General features: G+C 71.4%; 20 protein-coding genes. 6 read left to right on the forward strand and 14 right to left on the reverse strand.

The features are described from left to right. Positions 1 to 15: 15 nt before the first annotated feature. From C7C46_RS29845 to C7C46_RS29855, 3 genes are read right to left on the reverse strand one after another with little or no spacing between them, the layout of a single operon-like run. Positions 16 to 393 carry a VOC family protein gene (locus C7C46_RS29845; RefSeq protein ID WP_110673054.1) on the reverse strand — a complete coding sequence of 126 codons (378 nt, stop codon included), beginning with the start codon at positions 391 to 393 and terminating at the stop codon, positions 16 to 18. A 34-nt stretch (positions 394 to 427) separates the two neighbouring features. Then, on the reverse strand, positions 428 to 1,339 hold the full coding sequence (mqnP, locus tag C7C46_RS29850) for a menaquinone biosynthesis prenyltransferase MqnP (RefSeq protein ID WP_110673055.1): 912 nt from the start codon (positions 1,337 to 1,339) through the stop codon (positions 428 to 430). Continuing rightward, on the reverse strand, positions 1,336 to 2,793 hold the full coding sequence (locus C7C46_RS29855) for a menaquinone biosynthesis decarboxylase (RefSeq protein ID WP_110673056.1): 1,458 nt from the start codon (positions 2,791 to 2,793) through the stop codon (positions 1,336 to 1,338). The genes mqnP and C7C46_RS29855 overlap by 4 nt, the downstream gene beginning before the upstream one ends. A gap of 90 nt (positions 2,794 to 2,883) precedes the next feature. Here C7C46_RS29855 and C7C46_RS29860 point away from each other — a divergent pair, with 90 nt between their 5' ends. The 3 genes from C7C46_RS29860 to C7C46_RS29870 all read left to right on the forward strand — a co-directional run bounded on the left by C7C46_RS29860 (position 2,884) and on the right by C7C46_RS29870 (position 5,429). After that, complete coding sequence (locus tag C7C46_RS29860) at positions 2,884 to 3,195, forward strand: PLD nuclease N-terminal domain-containing protein (RefSeq protein ID WP_110673057.1); 312 nt, start codon at positions 2,884 to 2,886, stop codon at positions 3,193 to 3,195. Between the two features lie 406 nt (positions 3,196 to 3,601). Then, positions 3,602 to 5,173: an acyl-CoA carboxylase subunit beta gene (locus tag C7C46_RS29865; protein ID WP_110673058.1), complete on the forward strand. Its 1,572-nt coding sequence runs from the start codon at positions 3,602 to 3,604 to the stop codon at positions 5,171 to 5,173. A 58-nt stretch (positions 5,174 to 5,231) separates the two neighbouring features. Continuing rightward, the gene (locus tag C7C46_RS29870; protein WP_110673059.1) at positions 5,232 to 5,429 is read left to right on the forward strand and encodes an acyl-CoA carboxylase subunit epsilon; all 198 of its coding nucleotides are present in this window, start codon (positions 5,232 to 5,234) and stop codon (positions 5,427 to 5,429) included. Here the strand turns inward: C7C46_RS29870 and C7C46_RS29875 are convergent. From C7C46_RS29875 to hemL, 10 genes are all read right to left on the reverse strand, one after another. Next, positions 5,407 to 5,916 carry a GNAT family N-acetyltransferase gene (locus tag C7C46_RS29875; protein ID WP_110673060.1) on the reverse strand — a complete coding sequence of 170 codons (510 nt, stop codon included), beginning with the start codon at positions 5,914 to 5,916 and terminating at the stop codon, positions 5,407 to 5,409. The two genes, C7C46_RS29870 and C7C46_RS29875, sit on opposite strands and share 23 nt — an antisense overlap. Before the next feature lie 42 nt (positions 5,917 to 5,958). Further along, positions 5,959 to 6,363 (reverse strand): hypothetical protein, encoded by a 405-nt coding sequence (locus tag C7C46_RS29880; RefSeq protein WP_110673061.1) that lies wholly within the window; start codon positions 6,361 to 6,363, stop codon positions 5,959 to 5,961. Positions 6,364 to 6,468: 105 nt separating this feature from the next. Then, positions 6,469 to 6,795, reverse strand: coding sequence for a hypothetical protein (locus C7C46_RS29885; protein ID WP_110673062.1), 327 nt, complete (start codon positions 6,793 to 6,795; stop codon positions 6,469 to 6,471). Continuing rightward, positions 6,792 to 7,373 (reverse strand): hypothetical protein, encoded by a 582-nt coding sequence (locus C7C46_RS29890; protein ID WP_110673063.1) that lies wholly within the window; start codon positions 7,371 to 7,373, stop codon positions 6,792 to 6,794. The genes C7C46_RS29885 and C7C46_RS29890 overlap by 4 nt, the downstream gene beginning before the upstream one ends. 22 nt (positions 7,374 to 7,395) lie before the next feature. Next, on the reverse strand, positions 7,396 to 8,538 hold the full coding sequence (gene ccsB / locus C7C46_RS29895) for a c-type cytochrome biogenesis protein CcsB (protein WP_245985174.1): 1,143 nt from the start codon (positions 8,536 to 8,538) through the stop codon (positions 7,396 to 7,398). 4 nt (positions 8,539 to 8,542) lie between these two features. Next, positions 8,543 to 10,324 carry a cytochrome c biogenesis protein ResB gene (gene resB / locus C7C46_RS29900; protein ID WP_245985175.1) on the reverse strand — a complete coding sequence of 594 codons (1,782 nt, stop codon included), beginning with the start codon at positions 10,322 to 10,324 and terminating at the stop codon, positions 8,543 to 8,545. Positions 10,325 to 10,326: 2 nt separating this feature from the next. Beyond that, on the reverse strand, positions 10,327 to 11,073 hold the full coding sequence (locus C7C46_RS29905) for a cytochrome c biogenesis CcdA family protein (RefSeq protein WP_110673064.1): 747 nt from the start codon (positions 11,071 to 11,073) through the stop codon (positions 10,327 to 10,329). Then, entirely contained in the window at positions 11,070 to 11,669 is a 600-nt protein-coding gene (locus C7C46_RS29910) for a TlpA family protein disulfide reductase (RefSeq protein ID WP_110673065.1), read from the reverse strand. The genes C7C46_RS29905 and C7C46_RS29910 overlap by 4 nt, the downstream gene beginning before the upstream one ends. Positions 11,670 to 11,789: 120 nt before the next feature. Beyond that, positions 11,790 to 12,467, reverse strand: a complete 678-nt coding sequence (locus tag C7C46_RS29915) for a histidine phosphatase family protein (protein WP_110673066.1) — start codon at positions 12,465 to 12,467, stop codon at positions 11,790 to 11,792. Between the two features lie 11 nt (positions 12,468 to 12,478). Continuing rightward, complete coding sequence (hemL, locus tag C7C46_RS29920; protein WP_110673071.1) at positions 12,479 to 13,858, reverse strand: glutamate-1-semialdehyde 2,1-aminomutase; 1,380 nt, start codon at positions 13,856 to 13,858, stop codon at positions 12,479 to 12,481. Between the two features lie 224 nt (positions 13,859 to 14,082). Here hemL and C7C46_RS29925 point away from each other — a divergent pair, with 224 nt between their 5' ends. From C7C46_RS29925 to C7C46_RS29940, 3 genes are all read left to right on the forward strand, one after another. After that, complete coding sequence (locus tag C7C46_RS29925; protein ID WP_425470144.1) at positions 14,083 to 14,670, forward strand: hypothetical protein; 588 nt, start codon at positions 14,083 to 14,085, stop codon at positions 14,668 to 14,670. A 158-nt stretch (positions 14,671 to 14,828) separates the two neighbouring features. Beyond that, positions 14,829 to 15,383, forward strand: coding sequence for a DUF4262 domain-containing protein (locus C7C46_RS29930; RefSeq protein WP_110673067.1), 555 nt, complete (start codon positions 14,829 to 14,831; stop codon positions 15,381 to 15,383). 428 nt (positions 15,384 to 15,811) lie between these two features. Beyond that, the gene (locus tag C7C46_RS29940) at positions 15,812 to 16,219 is read left to right on the forward strand and encodes a hypothetical protein (protein ID WP_146259259.1); all 408 of its coding nucleotides are present in this window, start codon (positions 15,812 to 15,814) and stop codon (positions 16,217 to 16,219) included. A 96-nt stretch (positions 16,220 to 16,315) separates the two neighbouring features. Here the strand turns inward: C7C46_RS29940 and C7C46_RS29945 are convergent. After that, the coding region (locus C7C46_RS29945) for a LysM peptidoglycan-binding domain-containing protein (RefSeq protein ID WP_146259260.1) at positions 16,316 to 16,593 on the reverse strand (278 nt) is incomplete at its 5' end.

The following is a 16,593-nucleotide window of genomic DNA, read 5'->3' on the forward strand; positions in this document are numbered from 1 at the left end:
ATTTTCAGTGCACTTCTAGGCCGAGGCGGCCGGCAGCAGGCAGAACGGGTGCCCGGCGGGGTCGGCGTAGACCACCCAGCCGGCCTCCCGCCTGAGCAGGGCGGCACCGTGCTCGGTCACCTCGCGCTCGGTGGCCGCCAGATCCGCCACCTCCACGTCCAGGTGGAACTGCTGCGGGTGGGCCGGGTCGGGCCACTGCGGCGGGTGGAAGTCGGCCACCCGCTGGAAGGCCAGCACCAGGCCGCCGGGGGTGTGCAGGGTGGACCAGTCCCCGTCCAACGACCAGCGCGGGTCAGGCCGGTCCACCTCGCCGCCCAGCAGCAGGGCGTAGAAACGGGCCAGCGCGGGCGGGTAGTGGCAGTCCAGGACCACGCACTGCAGGGTGCCGGGCATCGCTGGCCTCCTCGCCGTAGGTGCCTCGATCTTCTCAGGCGAGGTGCAGTCCGCGCAGGACCAGGTCCAGCAGCGCGAAGACGAACAGCGAGATCCCGACGAAGCCGTTGGTGGTGAAGAAGGCCCGGTTCAGCCGGGACAGGTCGCCCGGCTTGACGATCGAGTGCTCGTAGCAGAACGCCGCGACCACCACGACCAGGCCCACGTAGTAGGCCGGTCCGGCCTGCGTCAGCACCCCGTACCAGGCCAGCAGCGCGGTGGTCACCAGGTGGCAGCCGCGCGCGCCGTACAGCGCCGCCGCGATGCCGAACCGGGCCGGCACCGAGCGCACCCCCTCGGCCCGGTCCGCGGCCACGTCCTGGCAGCCGAAGATCAGGTCGAAGCCGCCGATCCAGATGCCCACGGCCAGGCCCAGCACCACCGCGTCCCAGGACCAGCTGCCGGTCACCGCCAGCCAGGCGCCCACCGGGCCCATCGCCTGGGCCAGGCCCAGGATCGCGTGCGGGAAGTCGGTGAACCGCTTGCCGTAGGGGTAGACCACCATCGGCACCACGGCCACCGGGGCCAGCGCCAGGCAGAGCGGGTTGAGGAGGGCCGCCGCGCCCAGGAAGACCAGCAGCGCCACCGCCGAGCCGGTGTAGGCGGTGCGCATCGAGACCGCGCCGGTGACCAGCTCGCGGTTGGCGGTGCGCGGGTTCCGGGCGTCGATCTCGCGGTCGATGATCCGGTTGGCCGCCATCGCGAAGGTGCGCAGCGCCACCATCGCGACCGTGACCAGGAAGAGCGTGCCCCAGTGCACCTTCCTGTCGGCCAGGAACATCGCGGTGAGGGTGGCGATGTAGGCGAAGGGCAGCGCGAACACCGAGTGCTCGATCAGCACCAGGCGCAGGAACGCCTTGAGCTTGCCGGGGGGCGGGGTCTCCAGGAGGTCCGCGGTTGCGCTCACAGCCCGTACTCCTTCCAGCGCTCGGTCACCTTCGCCGCGGTGGCCGGGTCCGAGGTGATCATCTCGGGCCACCCGCCGTCCCGGGTGTACCCCTCCTCCGGGAGCTTACGGGTCGCGTCGATACCCGCCTTGCCGCCCCAGAACTTCTGGTACGAGGCGTGGTCCAGGTGGTCCACCGGCCCTTCCACCACGCTCAGGTCGCGGCTGTAGTCCACGTTGCCCAGGGCCCGCCAGGCGACCTCCTGGTAGTCGTGCACGTCGCAGTCGGCGTCCACCACCACGATCAGCTTGGTCAGCGACATCATGTGGGCGCCCCAGATCGCGTGCATCACCTTCTGCGCGTGCTTGGGGTACTTCTTGTCGATCGAGACGATCACGCAGTTGTGGAAGCCGCCGGCCTCCGGCAGGTCGTAGTCCACGATGTCCGGCACGATCACCTTGAGCAGCGGCAGGAAGAACCGCTCGGTGAACTTGCCCAGCGGGCCGTCCTCGGTCGGCGGGCGGCCGACCACGATGGACTGCAGCAGCGGGCGGCGGCGCATCGTCACGCAGTCGATGGTCAGCGCCGGGAACGGCTCCTGCGGGGTGTAGAAGCCGGTGTGGTCGCCGAACGGGCCCTCCGGCAGAAGCTGGTCCGGCTCCAACCAGCCCTCCAGCACCACCTCGGCATCGGCCGGCACCTGCAGCGGCACCGTCTTGCAGTCGACCATCTTCACCCGTTCGCCGGCCACGAAGCCGGCGAACAGGTACTCGTCGATGTCCCCGGGCAGCGGCGCGGTGGCCGCGTAGGTGACCACCGGCGGGCAGCCGAAGGCGATCGCGACCGGCAGCCGCTCGCCGCGCCGGGCCGCCACCGCCGCGTGGTTGCGGCTGTCCTTGTGGATCTGCCAGTGCATCCCGATGGTCCGCCTGTCGTGCCGCTGCAGCCGGTACAGGCCCAGGTTGCGCACGCCCGAGTCCGGGTCCTTGGTGTGGGTCAACCCCAGGTTGAAGAAGGAGCCGCCGTCCTTGGGCCAGCTGAACAGGGCCGGCAGCTGCTCCAGGTCCACCTGGTCACCCGTCAGCACCACCTCCTGCACCGGCGCCTCGGTCGGCTTGACCTTGCGCGGCGGGACGTGGGTCATCGAGGCGAGCTTGCCGAAGGCGTCGCGCACGCCGGTGAAGCCGTGCGGCAGTTCCGGCTTGAGCAGGCCGGCGATCTTCTCCGCGATCTCCTCGGGCGACTTCAGGCCGAGCGCCTTGGCGAGCCGGCGCTCGGTGCCGAAGACGTTCATCGCCAGCGGCATCGCCGAGCCCTTGACGTTCTCGAACAGCAGCGCCGGGCCCTTGGCCTTCTGCACCCGGTCGACGATCTCCCCGACCTCCAGGTAGGGGTCGACCTCCACCTTGATGCGCTTGAGCTCGCCGTCGCGTTCGAGGGCCCGCAGGAAGGAGCGGAGATCGTCGTATGCCATGGGATTCAGTATCGGGCACGCGCTAGCCTGGGCCGGTCATCGGGCTCCGGTCGGCCGGCAGCCCGCGCCGTCCGCCGAGGGGTCGCCGCCGTGCTCGAGTACCTGCCGTTCCTGATCGTGCTGGCGCTCTGGGTCTGGGCCTTCGTCGACTGCCTGACCACCCCGGAGGAGCAGGTGCAGCACCTGCCGAAGGTGGCCTGGGTGCTGATCATCCTGTTCTTCGGCGAGGTGCTGCTCGGCCCGCTCGCCTGGCTGATCGCCGGGCGCCGGCGCGGTCCGTTCACCGAGCCCCGGCCGCCGGCCGCCGCCCGCGGGCGGACCGTGGCCCCGGACGACGACCCGGAGTTCCTCGCCTGGCTGGACCGCCCCCGCGACCAGGAGCGCGGCGAGGAGCGGGACTGACCGTCCGGGCTTTTGGCGTATCCCTACCATTGCCACCGGGTTAACAGCACCGTCCCCGCCCGTCGGCGAATCCTCCTCCGCGCCGCCCACCCGCCCCCGCCGGGCCCCGTCGACGCCCAGCGCAACCCCCGCTGACCTGCGAAATCGGCAGCGGCCGGAGTGCGCCGCAGATCTTGACGTGCACCCAGCACTTTCACCCCCGCGGACTGCCCGAGGCCCCCCGGGACGGGGCATCCGATCAGGTTTTCTGTATGGCTCCGACAGCTATTGCTCGTCGACCTTGTGCGGAATCAACGCCGAATCCCGACCCGCCTGCCTCGTAGTGTCGTAGGGGAAGAAGGAAATCGCAGCCGGGGCTCCCCAAACCGACGCCGACTGCTCGCTCGCTCAAGCCTGGGAGTTCGAGATGACGGTGTTGCGGGACGCCACTGATGCGCGCGCACGGGTCGAGGAACTGCACGCGCTGCGCGCCGAGGTGGTCCGCGGTCCGAGCGACGCAGCGACCGAGGCGCAGCACGCCAAGGGCAAGCTGACGGCGCGTGAGCGGATCGCCCTGCTGCTGGACGAGGGCTCCTTCCACGAGGTGGAGCCGCTGCGCCGGCACCGGGCCCAGGGCTTCGGCCTGGAGGCCAAGAAGCCCCACACCGACGGCGTCATCACCGGCTGGGGCACCGTGCACGGCCGCACCGTCTTCACCTACGCGCACGACTTCCGGATCTTCGGCGGCGCGCTCGGCGAGGCGCACGCGCAGAAGATCCACAAGATCATGGACATGGCCATCGCGGCCGGTGCCCCGCTGGTCTCGCTCAACGACGGCGCCGGCGCCCGGATCCAGGAGGGCGTCACCGCGCTGGCCGGCTACGGCGGCATCTTCCAGCGCAACACCCGCGCCTCCGGTGTGATCCCGCAGATCTCGGTGATGCTCGGCCCGTGCGCCGGCGGCGCGGCCTACAGCCCGGCGCTGACGGACTTCGTCTTCATGGTCCGCGAGACCTCGCAGATGTTCATCACCGGCCCCGACGTGGTCCAGGCCGTCACCGGCGAGAAGATCAGCCAGAACGGCCTGGGCGGCGCCGACGTGCACTCCGGCGTCTCCGGTGTGGCGCACTTCGCCTACGACGACGAGCAGTCCTGCATCGAGGAGGTGCGCTACCTGCTCTCGATGCTGCCGCAGAACAACCGTGAGATGCCGCCGGCCACCCCCGCGGAGGACCCGGTCGTCCGGCGCAACGACTCGCTGCTGGACCTGGTCCCCGCCGACGGGAACCGGCCCTACGACATGCGCAAGGTGATCGAGGAGGTCGTCGACCACGGCGAGTACCTGGAGATCCACGAGCGCTGGGCGACCAACGTGATCATCGCGCTGGCCCGGATCGACGGGCACGTGGTGGGCATCGTGGCCAACCAGCCGCAGTCGCTGGCCGGCGTGCTGGACATCAACGCGAGTGAAAAAGCCGCCCGCTTCGTCCAGATGTGCGACGCCTTCAACATCCCGCTGATCACCCTGCTGGACGTGCCCGGCTTCCTGCCCGGCGTGGACCAGGAGCACGACGGCATCATCCGGCACGGCGCCAAGCTGCTCTACGCCTACTGCAACGCCACCGTGCCGCGGATCCAGCTAATCCTGCGCAAGGCCTACGGCGGCGCCTACATCGTCATGGACTCCCGCTCCATCGGCGCCGACCTCTCCTACGCCTGGCCCACGAACGAGATCGCCGTGATGGGCGCCGAGGGCGCCGCGAACGTGATCTTCCGCCGCGACATCAACGCCGCCGAGGACGCCGAGGCGATGCGCGCGCAGAAGATCAAGGAGTACAAGACCGAGCTGATGCACCCGTACTACGCGGCCGAGCGCGGCCTGGTCGACGACGTGATCGACCCCGCCGAGACCCGCGAGGTGCTCGCCGCCGCGCTGGCCATGCTGCGCACCAAGCACGCCGACCTGCCGAGCCGCAAGCACGGCAACCCGCCGATGTAACTGGCCCGCGGCCCACCGACTTTCACCGAACCGACTCGCTGGGGAGAACCAGACCACCATGAGCGAACCGCTCGTCCGCGTCACCCGCGGAAGCCTCACCGACGAAGAGCTGGCCGCCCTCACCGCCGTCCTGCTGGTGCGCGCCGCCGCCCAGCCCGCCGCCGCGACCGCGGTGGTCGAGCCGATCGCCAGCTGGCCGCGGCTGGACCGCCGCTCGGCGTACTACTCGCCGGTCAGCTGGCAGTGGGCGGCCTGACCGGGGCAGTCCCGGGGAGCTCCTTCTCGAACCAGTGCGCCGCGTACGGGCTGTCGTTGTACCGGGGGATCTCCCGGTAGCCCGCCCGGGCGTACAGTGCCCGCGCCTCCACCAGGTCGCCGCGGGTGTCCAGCCGCAGCACCGCCATCCCCCGCTCGCCGGCCGCCGCCTCCACGGCGGCCAGCAGCCGTGCGCCGCCGCCCTGCCCGCGCGCGGCGGGGTGCACGTAGACCTTGGTGACCTCGCCGGTCACCGCGTCCAGCCGGCGCAGTCCGGCGCACCCGGCCACCCGGTCCTCCTGACGGGCGATCAGGAAGGTCTCCAGGCCGGTCAGCGGCTCGTCCAGCACCACCTGGTCCAGCTCGGCCGCCGACACCGGCCGCCCGTAGTAGCGGGCCACGATCTCGGCCAGGTACTCCCGCACCACCGCGACCGCCTCCGGGTGTTCGACCGGGACGGGGGTGACGGTCCATTCGTGGGTGCCCATCGGGCCATCCTGGCCGCTCGACCGGCTCCGGGCATCAGGTTTTCAGGCGGCCACCAGCGCCGGCGGCCGGCCGGCGTGCATCACGCGCAGGTGCTCGGCCAGCAGCTGCGGGTCCTGGGCCAGCCAGAGCCGCAGCGCTCCGCCGAGGATCGCGCTGCCGCAGCCGAGCCGGACCCCGGTGGCCAGCGCCACCCGGGCGGCCGCCGGCACCAGCAGGTCGGCCAGCGGGGCCGGCAGCCACACCGTCAGGCCGCAGGGCGCGGGCGTGGTGACGGCGGCCAGCAGCCGGAAGGCCGTGTCGCTCTCGCAGAGCGCGGGAAGCACGTCCAGCAGCCCGTCGGCGACCACCTCGGACAGGTCGCTGCGGTGCCCCTGGGCCAGCTTCCGCAGCAGCGCGCGCTCCGCGACGGTGATCCGCACCGTCAGCATGATCTCGTCGCTGTCCACGTCGCGGCCTCCTCACTGCCGACGCACCCGGTGCGTAGCGGTCCGTCCCACCTCGGCGCAGCGGTTGCTGCGCACCCGTATCAGGCTGCCCCCGCAAAGCCCCCGTCAGCCCTGGTTGCCACCCTGTCCGGGAACTGTCCAATTTCGGTCCGGCGGGCTCGCGCTGCCCGACGGCTGCCGGTACAGCAGCACCGCGGCCAGCACCAGGACGCCGGGGAGTCCGGCCGTGCTGAACAGGTACCCGGTCCAGGCCGAGACCGCGCTCGCCGGGAAGCGAGGCAGGCCGTTGGCGACCAGGCCGGCCACCCCGACCAGCAGATCCACCAGGGCGAGCGCCGCCAGGACCAGCGCCGCCCGCCGGCGCGGCTGCTGCGGGACCAGCGACCGGCGGGCCGCCCCGCCCGCCTCCCCGGGGCCGGTTGACCCGGTCACCGGGCGCCCGCATAGGCGCGGTCAGCCATCGTCGCCACCATCACCGGGAACTGTCCGAGCTCGATCAGCGGCGAGGCCGGGAAGTCCGGGCGCAGCGCCCCCGCGGCGAAGAAGACGCCCGGGCAGTCCAGGCAGACCTGGGCGTGCTCCCAGACCTGGGTGCGGCGGGTGTAGACGGCGCGGTTGTGCAGGTGGACGTGCTGCTCGACCGGGCCGGCCACGGGCCAGCGGCGCGAGCGGTGGTTCCAGTACCCGGAGGCGACCAGGCACAGGCCCAGCACGAGCCGCAGCAGCGGTCCGGCCTCCCAACCCCCCTGGTAGGTCTGGTCACCGGCCACCGAGCCGACCAGGAGCTCCAGCAGCCCGGAGCCCGCCATCAGCCCGCCGACCACGAAGAGCACGATCGACTTGCGGCCCGTCGGCGGCCGACTGGCCGGGACCGCCACCGTCGCCGGGTCCACCGGGGCCGGCGGCGGCGCCAGCAGCATCGGGTTCAGGCCGAGCGGCAGCGCCACCGTGCGCTCGTACACCTGACGGGCCGTCGCGGTGTGCTCGCGGCCGCACTTCGGGCAGGTCATCGGTCCCCCCTGGGACGTGGCGTCACCCCACCCCGGCGTAGGAGTGCTTGCCGGTGACGAAGATGTTGACGCCGTAGTAGTTGAACAGGAAGCACGCGAACGCTAGCAGGGCCAGGTAGCCCGCCTTGCGCCCCTTCCAGCCCGCGGTCGCCCGGGCGTGCAGGTAGGCCGCGTAGACCACCCAGGTGATGAAGGACCAGGTCTCCTTCGGGTCCCACTCCCAGTACTTGCCCCAGGCCGCCTCGGCCCAGATCGCGCCCGCGATGATGGTGAAGGTCCACAGCGGGAAGACCATCGCGTTGATCCGGTAGGAGAGCTTGTCCAGGGTCGCGGTGGCGGGCAGCCGCTCGAAGACCGAGGCCGGGATCCGGAACGGGCCGCCGGCCAGGCCGGCCGCCTTGCGCTTGTCGTAGGACTCCCGGCCCAGGTACAGCGCGGTGGTGGCGAATGCCGCGTAGAAGGCGCCGCCGCAGATGATCGCGGCGGTGACGTGGATCGCCAGCCAGTACGAGTGCAGTGCCGGGACCAGCTGCTCGGAGTCGGTGTACAGCACGCTGGTGGCCATGCCCAGGGTCAGGCAGGCGGCCAGCACCGCCGGCAGGCCCAGCCAGCGCACCGGCTTGCCCAGCGCCAGCAGGACCAGGTACGCGCCGACCATGGTGACCGCGAAGGCGCAGGAGAACTCGTACATGTTCCCCCACGGCCAGCGCAGCACCGACAGGCCGCGCAGCAGCACCCCGCCCGCATTGAGCATGAAGCCGAGCACGGTCAGCGAGACGGCGATCCGGCCGAACAGGTCGGCCCGCTCGCTGGTGCCGGCCGCGCCCGGGCCGTCCACCGCGGCCTCGCCGCGTCCGCTGGTCACCACGGTGGCCCCCGCGCCGGCCAGCGCGGTGCGGGTCAGCGTGGTGGTGCCGCCGTCGGCGGCGGCCACCGTGACGGTGACCTTCTTGGCCTTGCCCGGCACGGGCAGCGCGGCCTCGGCGGCGGCCTCGGCGAGCGAGGCCTGCTCGACCGAGCGGCGGGCCACCGCGCCCTTGCTGCCGAAGGTCCACTCGAACATGTGGGCGAACATGGCCAGCGCGTACACGCCGGTGGCCGACCAGATGCACTTGTTGGAGAGGTCGGCCAGGTGGGGGTTGACCCCGGAGGTGAGGAGGGACACCGTCTTACTCCTTCGGGTTGTCGGCCGGGTCCGACCCCGGATCGGCGGGTTCGGGTACTGCGGGTCCAGCTGTTTCGTGCACTGCTTCGCCTACTGCCTCGTCCGCTGCTTCGTCGTCCTCGTCACCGGCGGCCTCGTCGGCGCCGGCAGGCTCGTCCTCGTCCAGCGCCGGGGCGTCGTCCTGCAGGTCGACCGCCAGCTCGGCCAGCTCCTCGGCGATCTTGGCCGACTCGCTGCGGGCCAGGCCGGCCAGCTCCACCAGGGTCCGCCCGTCGGGGGTGGTGACGGCGCGCACCCAGATCCGGCGGCGCTGCACGAAGAGCGAGCCCACCAGCCCGAGGATCGCCAGCACGGCGCCGGCCAGCGCGACCGAGTTGCCCGGCCGGTGCGAGACCGAGAAGGTGGCCCACTTCTTGTAGCCGTCGAAGCTGATCGAGCCGTAGTTGTCCGGCAGCGTCCAGCCCTCGCCCGGCTTCAGCTTCACCTTGGCGATCTGGCCGTCCTGCTGCAGCTGCGTCAGGTGGCTCAGGTTCAGCTGGTACACGTTCTGCGGCGACCCGGCGTCGGTGCCCAGGTCGCCGGCGTAGGCGGTGAGCACCAGGGCCGGGTCGGCGTCGCCCGGGAAGAGCGAGCGCGGGCCGGTGTTGACGCCGAAGTTGGCCGGGGCGGTGGGCAGGAAGAAGCCCTGGAAGCCCAGCTGGACCTTCTGGCCGTCCTTCTGCCCATAGTCGCCGACCTTGACCACGCCGGTGGAGGTCAGGTTGGAGTCCTGCGGCAGGAACGGCACCGCGTCGTGGTAGACCACCTTGCCGCTGGCGTCCTTGACGGTGATCACCGGCGCGTAGCCGTGGCCGATCAGGAAGACCTTGCTGCCGCCGATCTCCAGCGGGTGGTTGACCTGGATCTCACCGGCCGTCAGCTTGCTCGGGTCGGCGCCGTTCCAGTACCGGATGTGCGCGGTGAACTCCCGGGCGCTGCCGATCTGGTCACCGGTGGTCTGGTACTTGTCGGTGAAGCCGTCCAGCTTGAAGCCGAACGGGTCCAGGTCGGAGGCCTGGTAGAAGGCCGAGCCGGAGAAGTCGTCCAGCTGGGTCATCGTGTTGGTGTAGCCGCCGCCCTCGACCACCAGCTTGCCGCCCTGGCCGCTGGCCAGGCTGGCCCAGGCGAAGCCGGCCAGCAGCGCGAACAGCGACAGGTGGAAGAGCAGGTTGCCGACCTCGCGCAGGTAGCCCTTCTCGGCCGCCACCGCGGTGCCGCCGCGGTGCGCGCGGAACCGGCGGGCCTTCAGCAGCCGCTCGGCCGCCGCCACCGCGGCCTGCGGATCGGCCGAGGTGCGCCAGGCCGCGTAGACCGGCATCCGGGTCAGGTTGGCCGGGGCGGCCGGCGGCGCGGCCCGCAGCACCCCGACGAACTGCCAGGTGCGCGGGACGATGCAGCCGGCCAGCGAGATGAAGAGCAGGATGTAGATCGCCGAGAACCAGACCGAGCTGTACACGTCGAACAGCTGGAGCTTCTCGTAGAGCGGGGTGATCCCCTGGTGCGCGGCCTTCCAGGTCTGCACCTTGAAGGCGTTCTGGCTGGTCTGCGGGATCAGCGAACCCGGGATCGCGGCCAGCGAGAGCATGAAGAGCAGGATCAGCGCGACCCGCATCGAGGTGAGCTGACGCCAGGTCCAGCGCAGCCAGCCCGCCACTCCTATGCCGGTCGGGCCGTCGGAGTCCACCGGCGCGCTGCTCAGCCGCTCGGCGTCCTCACTGCCCTGGGCCCGGAGGTCGGTGTCGCTCACGCTCAGATTCCGATCTCGCCGCTGGGGGCGATGTATTGGAGCTGGTTGACCAGGTAGTCCCAGCCGCCGCTGATCAGCAGCACCCCGACCGCGACCAGCATGGCCCCGCCGATCCGCATCACCCACTGGTAGTGGCGCTTGACGAAGCCGAAGGCGCTGATCGTCTTCCGGAAGGCCAGCGCCGCCAGGACGAACGGGATGCCCAGCCCCAGACAGTAGACCGCCATCAGGAACGCGCCGCGCCCGGCACTGGCCTGGCTGTACGACAGCGCTTGCAGCGAGCCCATGGTGGGGCCGATGCACGGGGTCCAGCCCACCCCGAAGACCACGCCGAGCGCGGGCGCGCCGATCAGGCCGACCGCGGGCCGGCGGTGCGAGCGCAGCTCCCGGGTACTGAAGCCGGGCAGCACGCCGGCGAAGGCCAGGCCCATCAGGATGGTCAGCACGCCCATCACGATGTTCAGGGTGTGCCGGTAGTCGCGCAGGGTGTGGCCGAAGTAGCCGAACAGCGCGCCGCCGGAGACGAAGACGGCGGTGAAGCCGGCGACGAACAGCAGCGCACCGGCCAGCATCCGGCCGCGCCGGGCGCCCTGGGCGTCCGCCAGGTCGGCGGCGGAGAAGCCGGTGACGTAGGACAGGTAGCCCGGCACCAGCGGCAGCACGCACGGCGAGAAGAAGGAGAGCAGGCCGGCCAGCACCGCGATCGGGGCGGCGAGCAGCAGCGAGCCGCTCAGCACCGTCTGGTTCACTTCTGCTCCGCGAGCACCGGGGCGATCATCGAGTCCAGCTCGTCCTGGGTCAGGCCCTTCATCGCCCGGGCGGCCATCCGGCCCTGGCGGTCGATCACCACGGTGGTGGGGATGGACTGCGGGTTGAAGGCGCCCTTGGGGAACTTGAGGATCTGGGTGCCGTCCGGGTCGTAGATGCTCGGGTAGCTGATCCCGTGGGTGGACTCGAACTGCTTGGCGTTGGTCACGTCGGTGTCCCGGGTGTTGATCCCGAGGAACTGGACGCCCTGGCCCTGGTACTTCTCGTAGACCTGCTCCAGGCCCTTGGCCTCGGCCCGGCAGGGCGAGCACCAGGAGCCCCAGATGTTGATCACCACGATCTTGCCCCGGTAGTCGCCCAGCGCGACCGGCTTGCCCTCCAGGTCGTTGCCGCCGATCGCCGGCGCGGCCTCGCGGGAAGCGGCGGCCGCGGTGTCGATCCCGCCGCTGCCGGTGACGAAACCGGCCTGCGCGTCACCGCTGCTGCCGGCACCGGTGGAGCTGCAGCCGGTCAGGGTCAGGGCGGCGGCGGCCGCGGTCAGCGCGGCGGCCAGGCGGAAGCGGGGCGTACCAGACATGTGAAAAGTTTCGCATGGCAATTCTGGCCGGATCAGGGGGGTCCGCACTTGCGTGTCGGACCCCCGCTGAGCTGGGCGTGTAAGAACGTCCTAAGGGACCGGGACGGCTGTGGGCGCGCCCTACGCCCCGAAGCTCTTGCCGACCGGCTTGTCGCCCTTCTTCCCCTTGCCGACCAGGTGTGCCGGCAGCAGGTCGCGGGCGGGCTCCCGGTAGCCGATCGAGACCAGCTCATCACCCTCGTAGGTGAAGCTGGTCAGCGAGGCCAGCGAGCACTGCCGCTTGCGCGGGTCGTGCCAGAGCCGGCGTTTCTCGGCGAAGGACCGGGCGGTCCAGATCGGCAGCTGGTGGCTGACCGCCACCGCCTCGTGCCCGCGGGCCGCGTCCCGGGCGGCGGCCAGCGCGGTCATCATCCGCACCGCCTGCTCGATGTACGGCTCGCCCCAGGACGGGCGGAACGGGTTGGTCAGGTACTTCCAGTAGCCCGGGTTGCGCAGCGATCCGTCGCCCACCCCGAAGGTCTTGCCCTCGAAGATGTTCTCCGCCTCGATCAGCCCCGCGTCCACCGCGACCTCCAGGCCGTGCGCCTTGCCGATCGGCGCGGCGGTCTCCTGGGCCCGCTCCAGCGGGGAGGCCACCACGTGGGTGATGTCCCGGTCCGCCAGGTGCTCGGCCACCCGGTCGGCCATCTGGCGGCCGAGCTCGGACAGGTGGTAGCCGGGCAGCCGGCCGTACAGGACGCCCTCGGGGTTGTGCACCTCGCCGTGGCGCATCAGGTGCACCACCGTGATCTCGCTCATCCGACGCCCCCTCAGTTCGCAGTGGCGCGGGCGGCGGCCCGGGCGGCGGCGGGCAGGGCGGCGGCGATCTTCTCGATCGCCCGCTCGTCGTGCGCGGCGGACACGAACCAGGACTCGAAGGCGGACGGCGGCAGGTAGACCCCGTCGGCCAGCAGGCTGTGGAAGAAGTCGGTGAACCGGAAGGCCTCCTGGCGCTTCGCCGTGGCGTAGTCGGTGACCTCCTCCTCGGTGAAGAAGACCGAGAACATGTTGCCCGCGCGCTGCAGCCGGTGCGCCACGCCCTCCTTGGCCAGCGCCTCGGTGACCAGCCCGGAGACCTCGGCGGCCACCCGGTCCACGGTCGCGTAGACCTCGTCGGTGCAGTTGCGCAGCTGGACCAGGCCGGCCGCGGTGGCGATCGGGTTCCCGGACAGGGTGCCGGCCTGGTAGACCGGGCCGGCCGGCGCGAGGTGGGCCATCACGTCGGCCCGGCCGCCGAAGGCCGCGGCCGGGAAGCCGCCGCCCATCACCTTGCCGAAGGTCAGCAGGTCCGGCGCCCAGCCTTCGCGGGCCGCCTCCAGGCCGTACCAGCCGGCCTTGGAGACCCGGAAGCCGGTCATCACCTCGTCGGAGACGAACAGCGCGCCGTTCTCCCGGCACAGCCGGGCCAGGCCGCCGTTGAAGCCCGGCAGCGGGGGGACCACGCCCATGTTGCCGGGCGAGGCCTCGGTGATCACCGCGGCGATCTCGCCGGGGTGGGCCGCGAAGGCCGCCTCGACCGCGGCCAGGTCGTTGTACGGCAGCACGATCGTGTCGCCGGCCTGGGCACCGGTGACGCCCGGGGTGTCCGGCAGCGCGAAGGTGGCCACCCCGGAGCCGGCGGCGGCCAGCAGCGCGTCCACGTGGCCGTGGTAGCAGCCGGCGAACTTGACGATCTTGGCGCGGCCGGTGAAGCCGCGGGCCAGCCGGATCGCCGACATGGTGGCCTCGGTGCCGCTGGAGACCAGCCGGACCTGCTCGACCGGAGCCACCCGGGCCACGATCTCCTCGGCCAGCTCCACCTCGCCCTGGCCGGGGGTGCCGAACGAGGTGCCGCGGACCACGGCCTGCTGCACCGCCTCGAGCACCGCGGGGTGCGCGTGGCCGAGGATCATCGGTCCCCACGAGCAGACCAGGTCGACGTACTCTCGGCCGTCGGCGTCGGTCAGGTAGGGCCCGGTGCCGGAGACCATGAAGCGCGGGGTGCCGCCGACCGCGCGGAAGGCGCGCACCGGGGAGTTGACCCCGCCTGGGGTGACGACCGAGGCTCGCTCGAAGAGCGACTGGGACTGGGGTGCTTCATACGGGTAGCTCACGAGACCCCATCCTCTCAAAACTGCTCCGGTCTCAAATCGTGTCCTTGACCTCTGCATGTACGGGCCGATCATCTGGAACGATGATCCGTGTGCGGCCACCGCTCGGTTCATCCCGCACACTGGAGAGCGCGACCTCGCGCCCCGGTGCGGCGGCGACCTGATGCGATCCGGTCGGGCATGGCCGTTTACGGGCGCACAAGCGAGACATAACGGGTAGACGGGACCTGCGGCGGGACTCCGGGGGTCCGGGGGTCTGTCGATTCCGGCGAATTCCGGTGAGGATGGTCCGAGTGTCCGAGGAGCAGGACGGCTTCGAGGAGGCCGCGGGGGCCGGCCGCAAGGCTGCCCGCGCGGGAAGGGGAGAGCGGGGTGAAGGTCGCGTGGGGGTGACGTACAAGTACTTCGGCGCACCCGACCGCGCGACCGCCGCGAGAGTCCCCACCGCCCTCGGCCCCGGGGGGCTCGGCCTGGACGCCGGCGAGCTCGGCTCGCTCGGCCGGCTCGGCGACCTGATGGAGACCAGCGGCTCACCCAACGGCCACCTCTCCACCAAGATCAAGCCGGAGACGATGAGCGCCATGGTGCTCACCGGCATCACCGGCGTCCCCCTCCACCAGGTCCCGCCCCTCGAACTGGTCGTCCTCCACCCCGACTACGCGGTGGTCCAGCTCCCACCCACCGTCGTCGAGCCCCTGCGCAAGGCCGACGACACCGAACTCGGCGCCGCCGCCTTCATCTGGTCCACCGTCCCCGACCGCCGGGGCCCGCGGGACGCCTTCGTGATCTACAGCATGCTGCACGAGTGGCAGGACTTCGCGAACCGGCTGCACGACGCGGGGCACCAGCTGTACTGCCTGGTGTGGCCCTGAGCCGGGAGTTCCTGGCTTCCTGAGGGCCCGTCGGCAGCCGCCTGACGGGCCCTCAGCGGGCTGGCCCGCGAGTCGCCAGGGCACATTGAGGGCATGTCGCTTCGAAGGTGCCCCGGCCGCCGCAGGCACGGGTGGCAGCCCCACGTACCCTCACCCGCATGGATCTCCCCGACTGCGGCTGCCTGCTCTGCGAACCGACCGGCGAACCCTGCAGCTGGGACGCGCGTGACAGCCTCATCTCCAAGAACATCCGAGAGTACGACTGGCACGTCCAGGGCGTGGCCGGCGTCGCCGCCGGTCTGCCGGGCGACTGGTCGTACTCCATCGGGCTCTGGCACGGCCTGCGCAGCCCCGAGGTGAGCTTCTTCGGCATCCCCATGCAGACCGGGATGAGCATCGTGAACACCCTCGCCCACCGGATCCGGGAGGGCCGCCCGCTAGAACCGGACCAGCGCCGCGACGACGTCCTGGGCGGCGGCTTCTCCGTCGCGATCCGGCCCGTCCACCCGAGCTGGTACTACGACTTCTTCGGCGCCGGCGTCGACTTCTACCAGCGCCCGCCGCTGCCGATCACCCAGATGTTCTGGCCCGACAAGCAGGGCCGCTTCCCCTGGGAGGACGACGTCGAGGAGTCCTGCCGCGCCGCTCAGCCGCTGCTGTGGATCCCGCGCGAGCAGTCGCCCGGGCCGTGGGCGGTTGAGGACCAGAGCTAGCACTGAGACCACCCAAAGTCAGCGCTGGCCGCTGCCGTGGGCCGACTCGACCCGGCCCACGTGACGAAAGATCAGACTGCATGGCCGACAGCTTCAAGTCGTTGCCCCCGCTGAACGGGGACCTCTCCCAAGTGACACCGGAGAAGTCCAGCTCAGCAGGGTTGGGCTTGGCGGTGCTCACGCTGACAGCTCCTTGAGGATCTTGTTGATCTGGCTGCGGGTCTCGGGTGGGCCGAGGGCACGGGCCCGCAGGCGGTCGACCACACTCTCCACGCTGACGCTCTGTCCCCTACGGGATCGGTTCAGTCAGAGAGCGGCGGGATCCGGCCAGTTCGGTCCGTGGGGCGGACTTGCCGGAGTGCAGGCGGTATCTGTGGGGGCCGCGCGGTCTCACGGGGGATCGGCGGAGCCCCCGGGAGGGGATCAGGATGAGGATCCGCAAGTCGGCGAGTGCGTTGATGGTGGCGAGCCTGGCGATGTTCGGGACGGTGGCGACCGCCTCGCAGGCCCATGCCGGCGGGTACGGCTGCAACGGGAACCTGGTGTGGTCGCACGGGATGGCGGCCGGGACGGTGTACACCTACTTCGACGGCACGAACAACTGCTCGGTCTTCGTGAAGTCCAGCTACTACGGGACGCCGACCACCGTCGAGCTCCAGATCGAGAACAACGCGGGCCAGTGGGGCGCCCTCGACAACCACGGCCCCTACAAGTACTACGCCGGCCCGTCGAGCGTGAACGGCGTCGGCCACTGCGTGCGCGAGTTCATCTACGCGGAGGACCCGTCGGGCGCGTTCATCGAGAACGACTACACCGACTGGCACTCCTGCCGCTGAGTCAGAGACCGCAAAGGCCCGGTGCCCCCTTCCCGTGGGTGGTGGGAAGGGGGCACCGGGCTTGCGCTTGCTGCCCAGGGGTCAGCGGGGTGGGTCTCAGATGCTGAGGACCTGGCCCGGGAAGATGACGTCGGGGTTGGCGCCGACGGTCTTGACGTTCTTGCCGTACAGGGCGTCGACGGTGGTGCCGTGGGCGGCCGCGATGGCGCTCAGGGTGTCGCCGCTCTTGACGGTGTAGCTGCCCGCACCGGCGGTGGTGACCTTGTAGCTCTTGCGCTCGGTCGGCTGGGCCTGCGGGGCGACGGCGGGCTTGTCGGCCTGCTTCTGCACCGGCGCCTGGGCCTTGGCCGGGGTCTGGGCCGGGGTGGTGTCCT

Source organism: Streptomyces tateyamensis (assembly GCF_003205575.1).
In the GTDB taxonomy this organism is placed as follows: Bacteria; Actinomycetota; Actinomycetes; order Streptomycetales; family Streptomycetaceae; genus Kitasatospora; species Kitasatospora tateyamensis.

Excerpts from the sequence above, each read along its gene's own strand:
- C7C46_RS29845 (WP_110673054.1), bottom strand. The coding sequence starts at position 393 with ATGCCCGGCACCCTGCAGTGCGTGGTCCTGGACTGCCACTACCCGCCC.
- C7C46_RS29855 (WP_110673056.1), bottom strand. The coding sequence starts at position 2,793 with ATGGCATACGACGATCTCCGCTCCTTCCTGCGGGCCCTCGAACGCGAC.
- C7C46_RS29865 (WP_110673058.1), top strand. The coding sequence starts at position 3,602 with ATGACGGTGTTGCGGGACGCCACTGATGCGCGCGCACGGGTCGAGGAA.
- C7C46_RS29870 (WP_110673059.1), top strand. The coding sequence starts at position 5,232 with ATGAGCGAACCGCTCGTCCGCGTCACCCGCGGAAGCCTCACCGACGAA.
- C7C46_RS29875 (WP_110673060.1), bottom strand. The coding sequence starts at position 5,916 with ATGGGCACCCACGAATGGACCGTCACCCCCGTCCCGGTCGAACACCCG.
- C7C46_RS29890 (WP_110673063.1), bottom strand. The coding sequence starts at position 7,373 with ATGACCTGCCCGAAGTGCGGCCGCGAGCACACCGCGACGGCCCGTCAG.
- C7C46_RS29910 (WP_110673065.1), bottom strand. The coding sequence starts at position 11,669 with ATGTCTGGTACGCCCCGCTTCCGCCTGGCCGCCGCGCTGACCGCGGCC.
- C7C46_RS29915 (WP_110673066.1), bottom strand. The coding sequence starts at position 12,467 with ATGAGCGAGATCACGGTGGTGCACCTGATGCGCCACGGCGAGGTGCAC.
- hemL (WP_110673071.1), bottom strand. The coding sequence starts at position 13,858 with ATGCAGAGGTCAAGGACACGATTTGAGACCGGAGCAGTTTTGAGAGGA.
- C7C46_RS29925 (WP_425470144.1), top strand. The coding sequence starts at position 14,083 with ATGGTCCGAGTGTCCGAGGAGCAGGACGGCTTCGAGGAGGCCGCGGGG.
- C7C46_RS29930 (WP_110673067.1), top strand. The coding sequence starts at position 14,829 with ATGGATCTCCCCGACTGCGGCTGCCTGCTCTGCGAACCGACCGGCGAA.
- C7C46_RS29940 (WP_146259259.1), top strand. The coding sequence starts at position 15,812 with ATGAGGATCCGCAAGTCGGCGAGTGCGTTGATGGTGGCGAGCCTGGCG.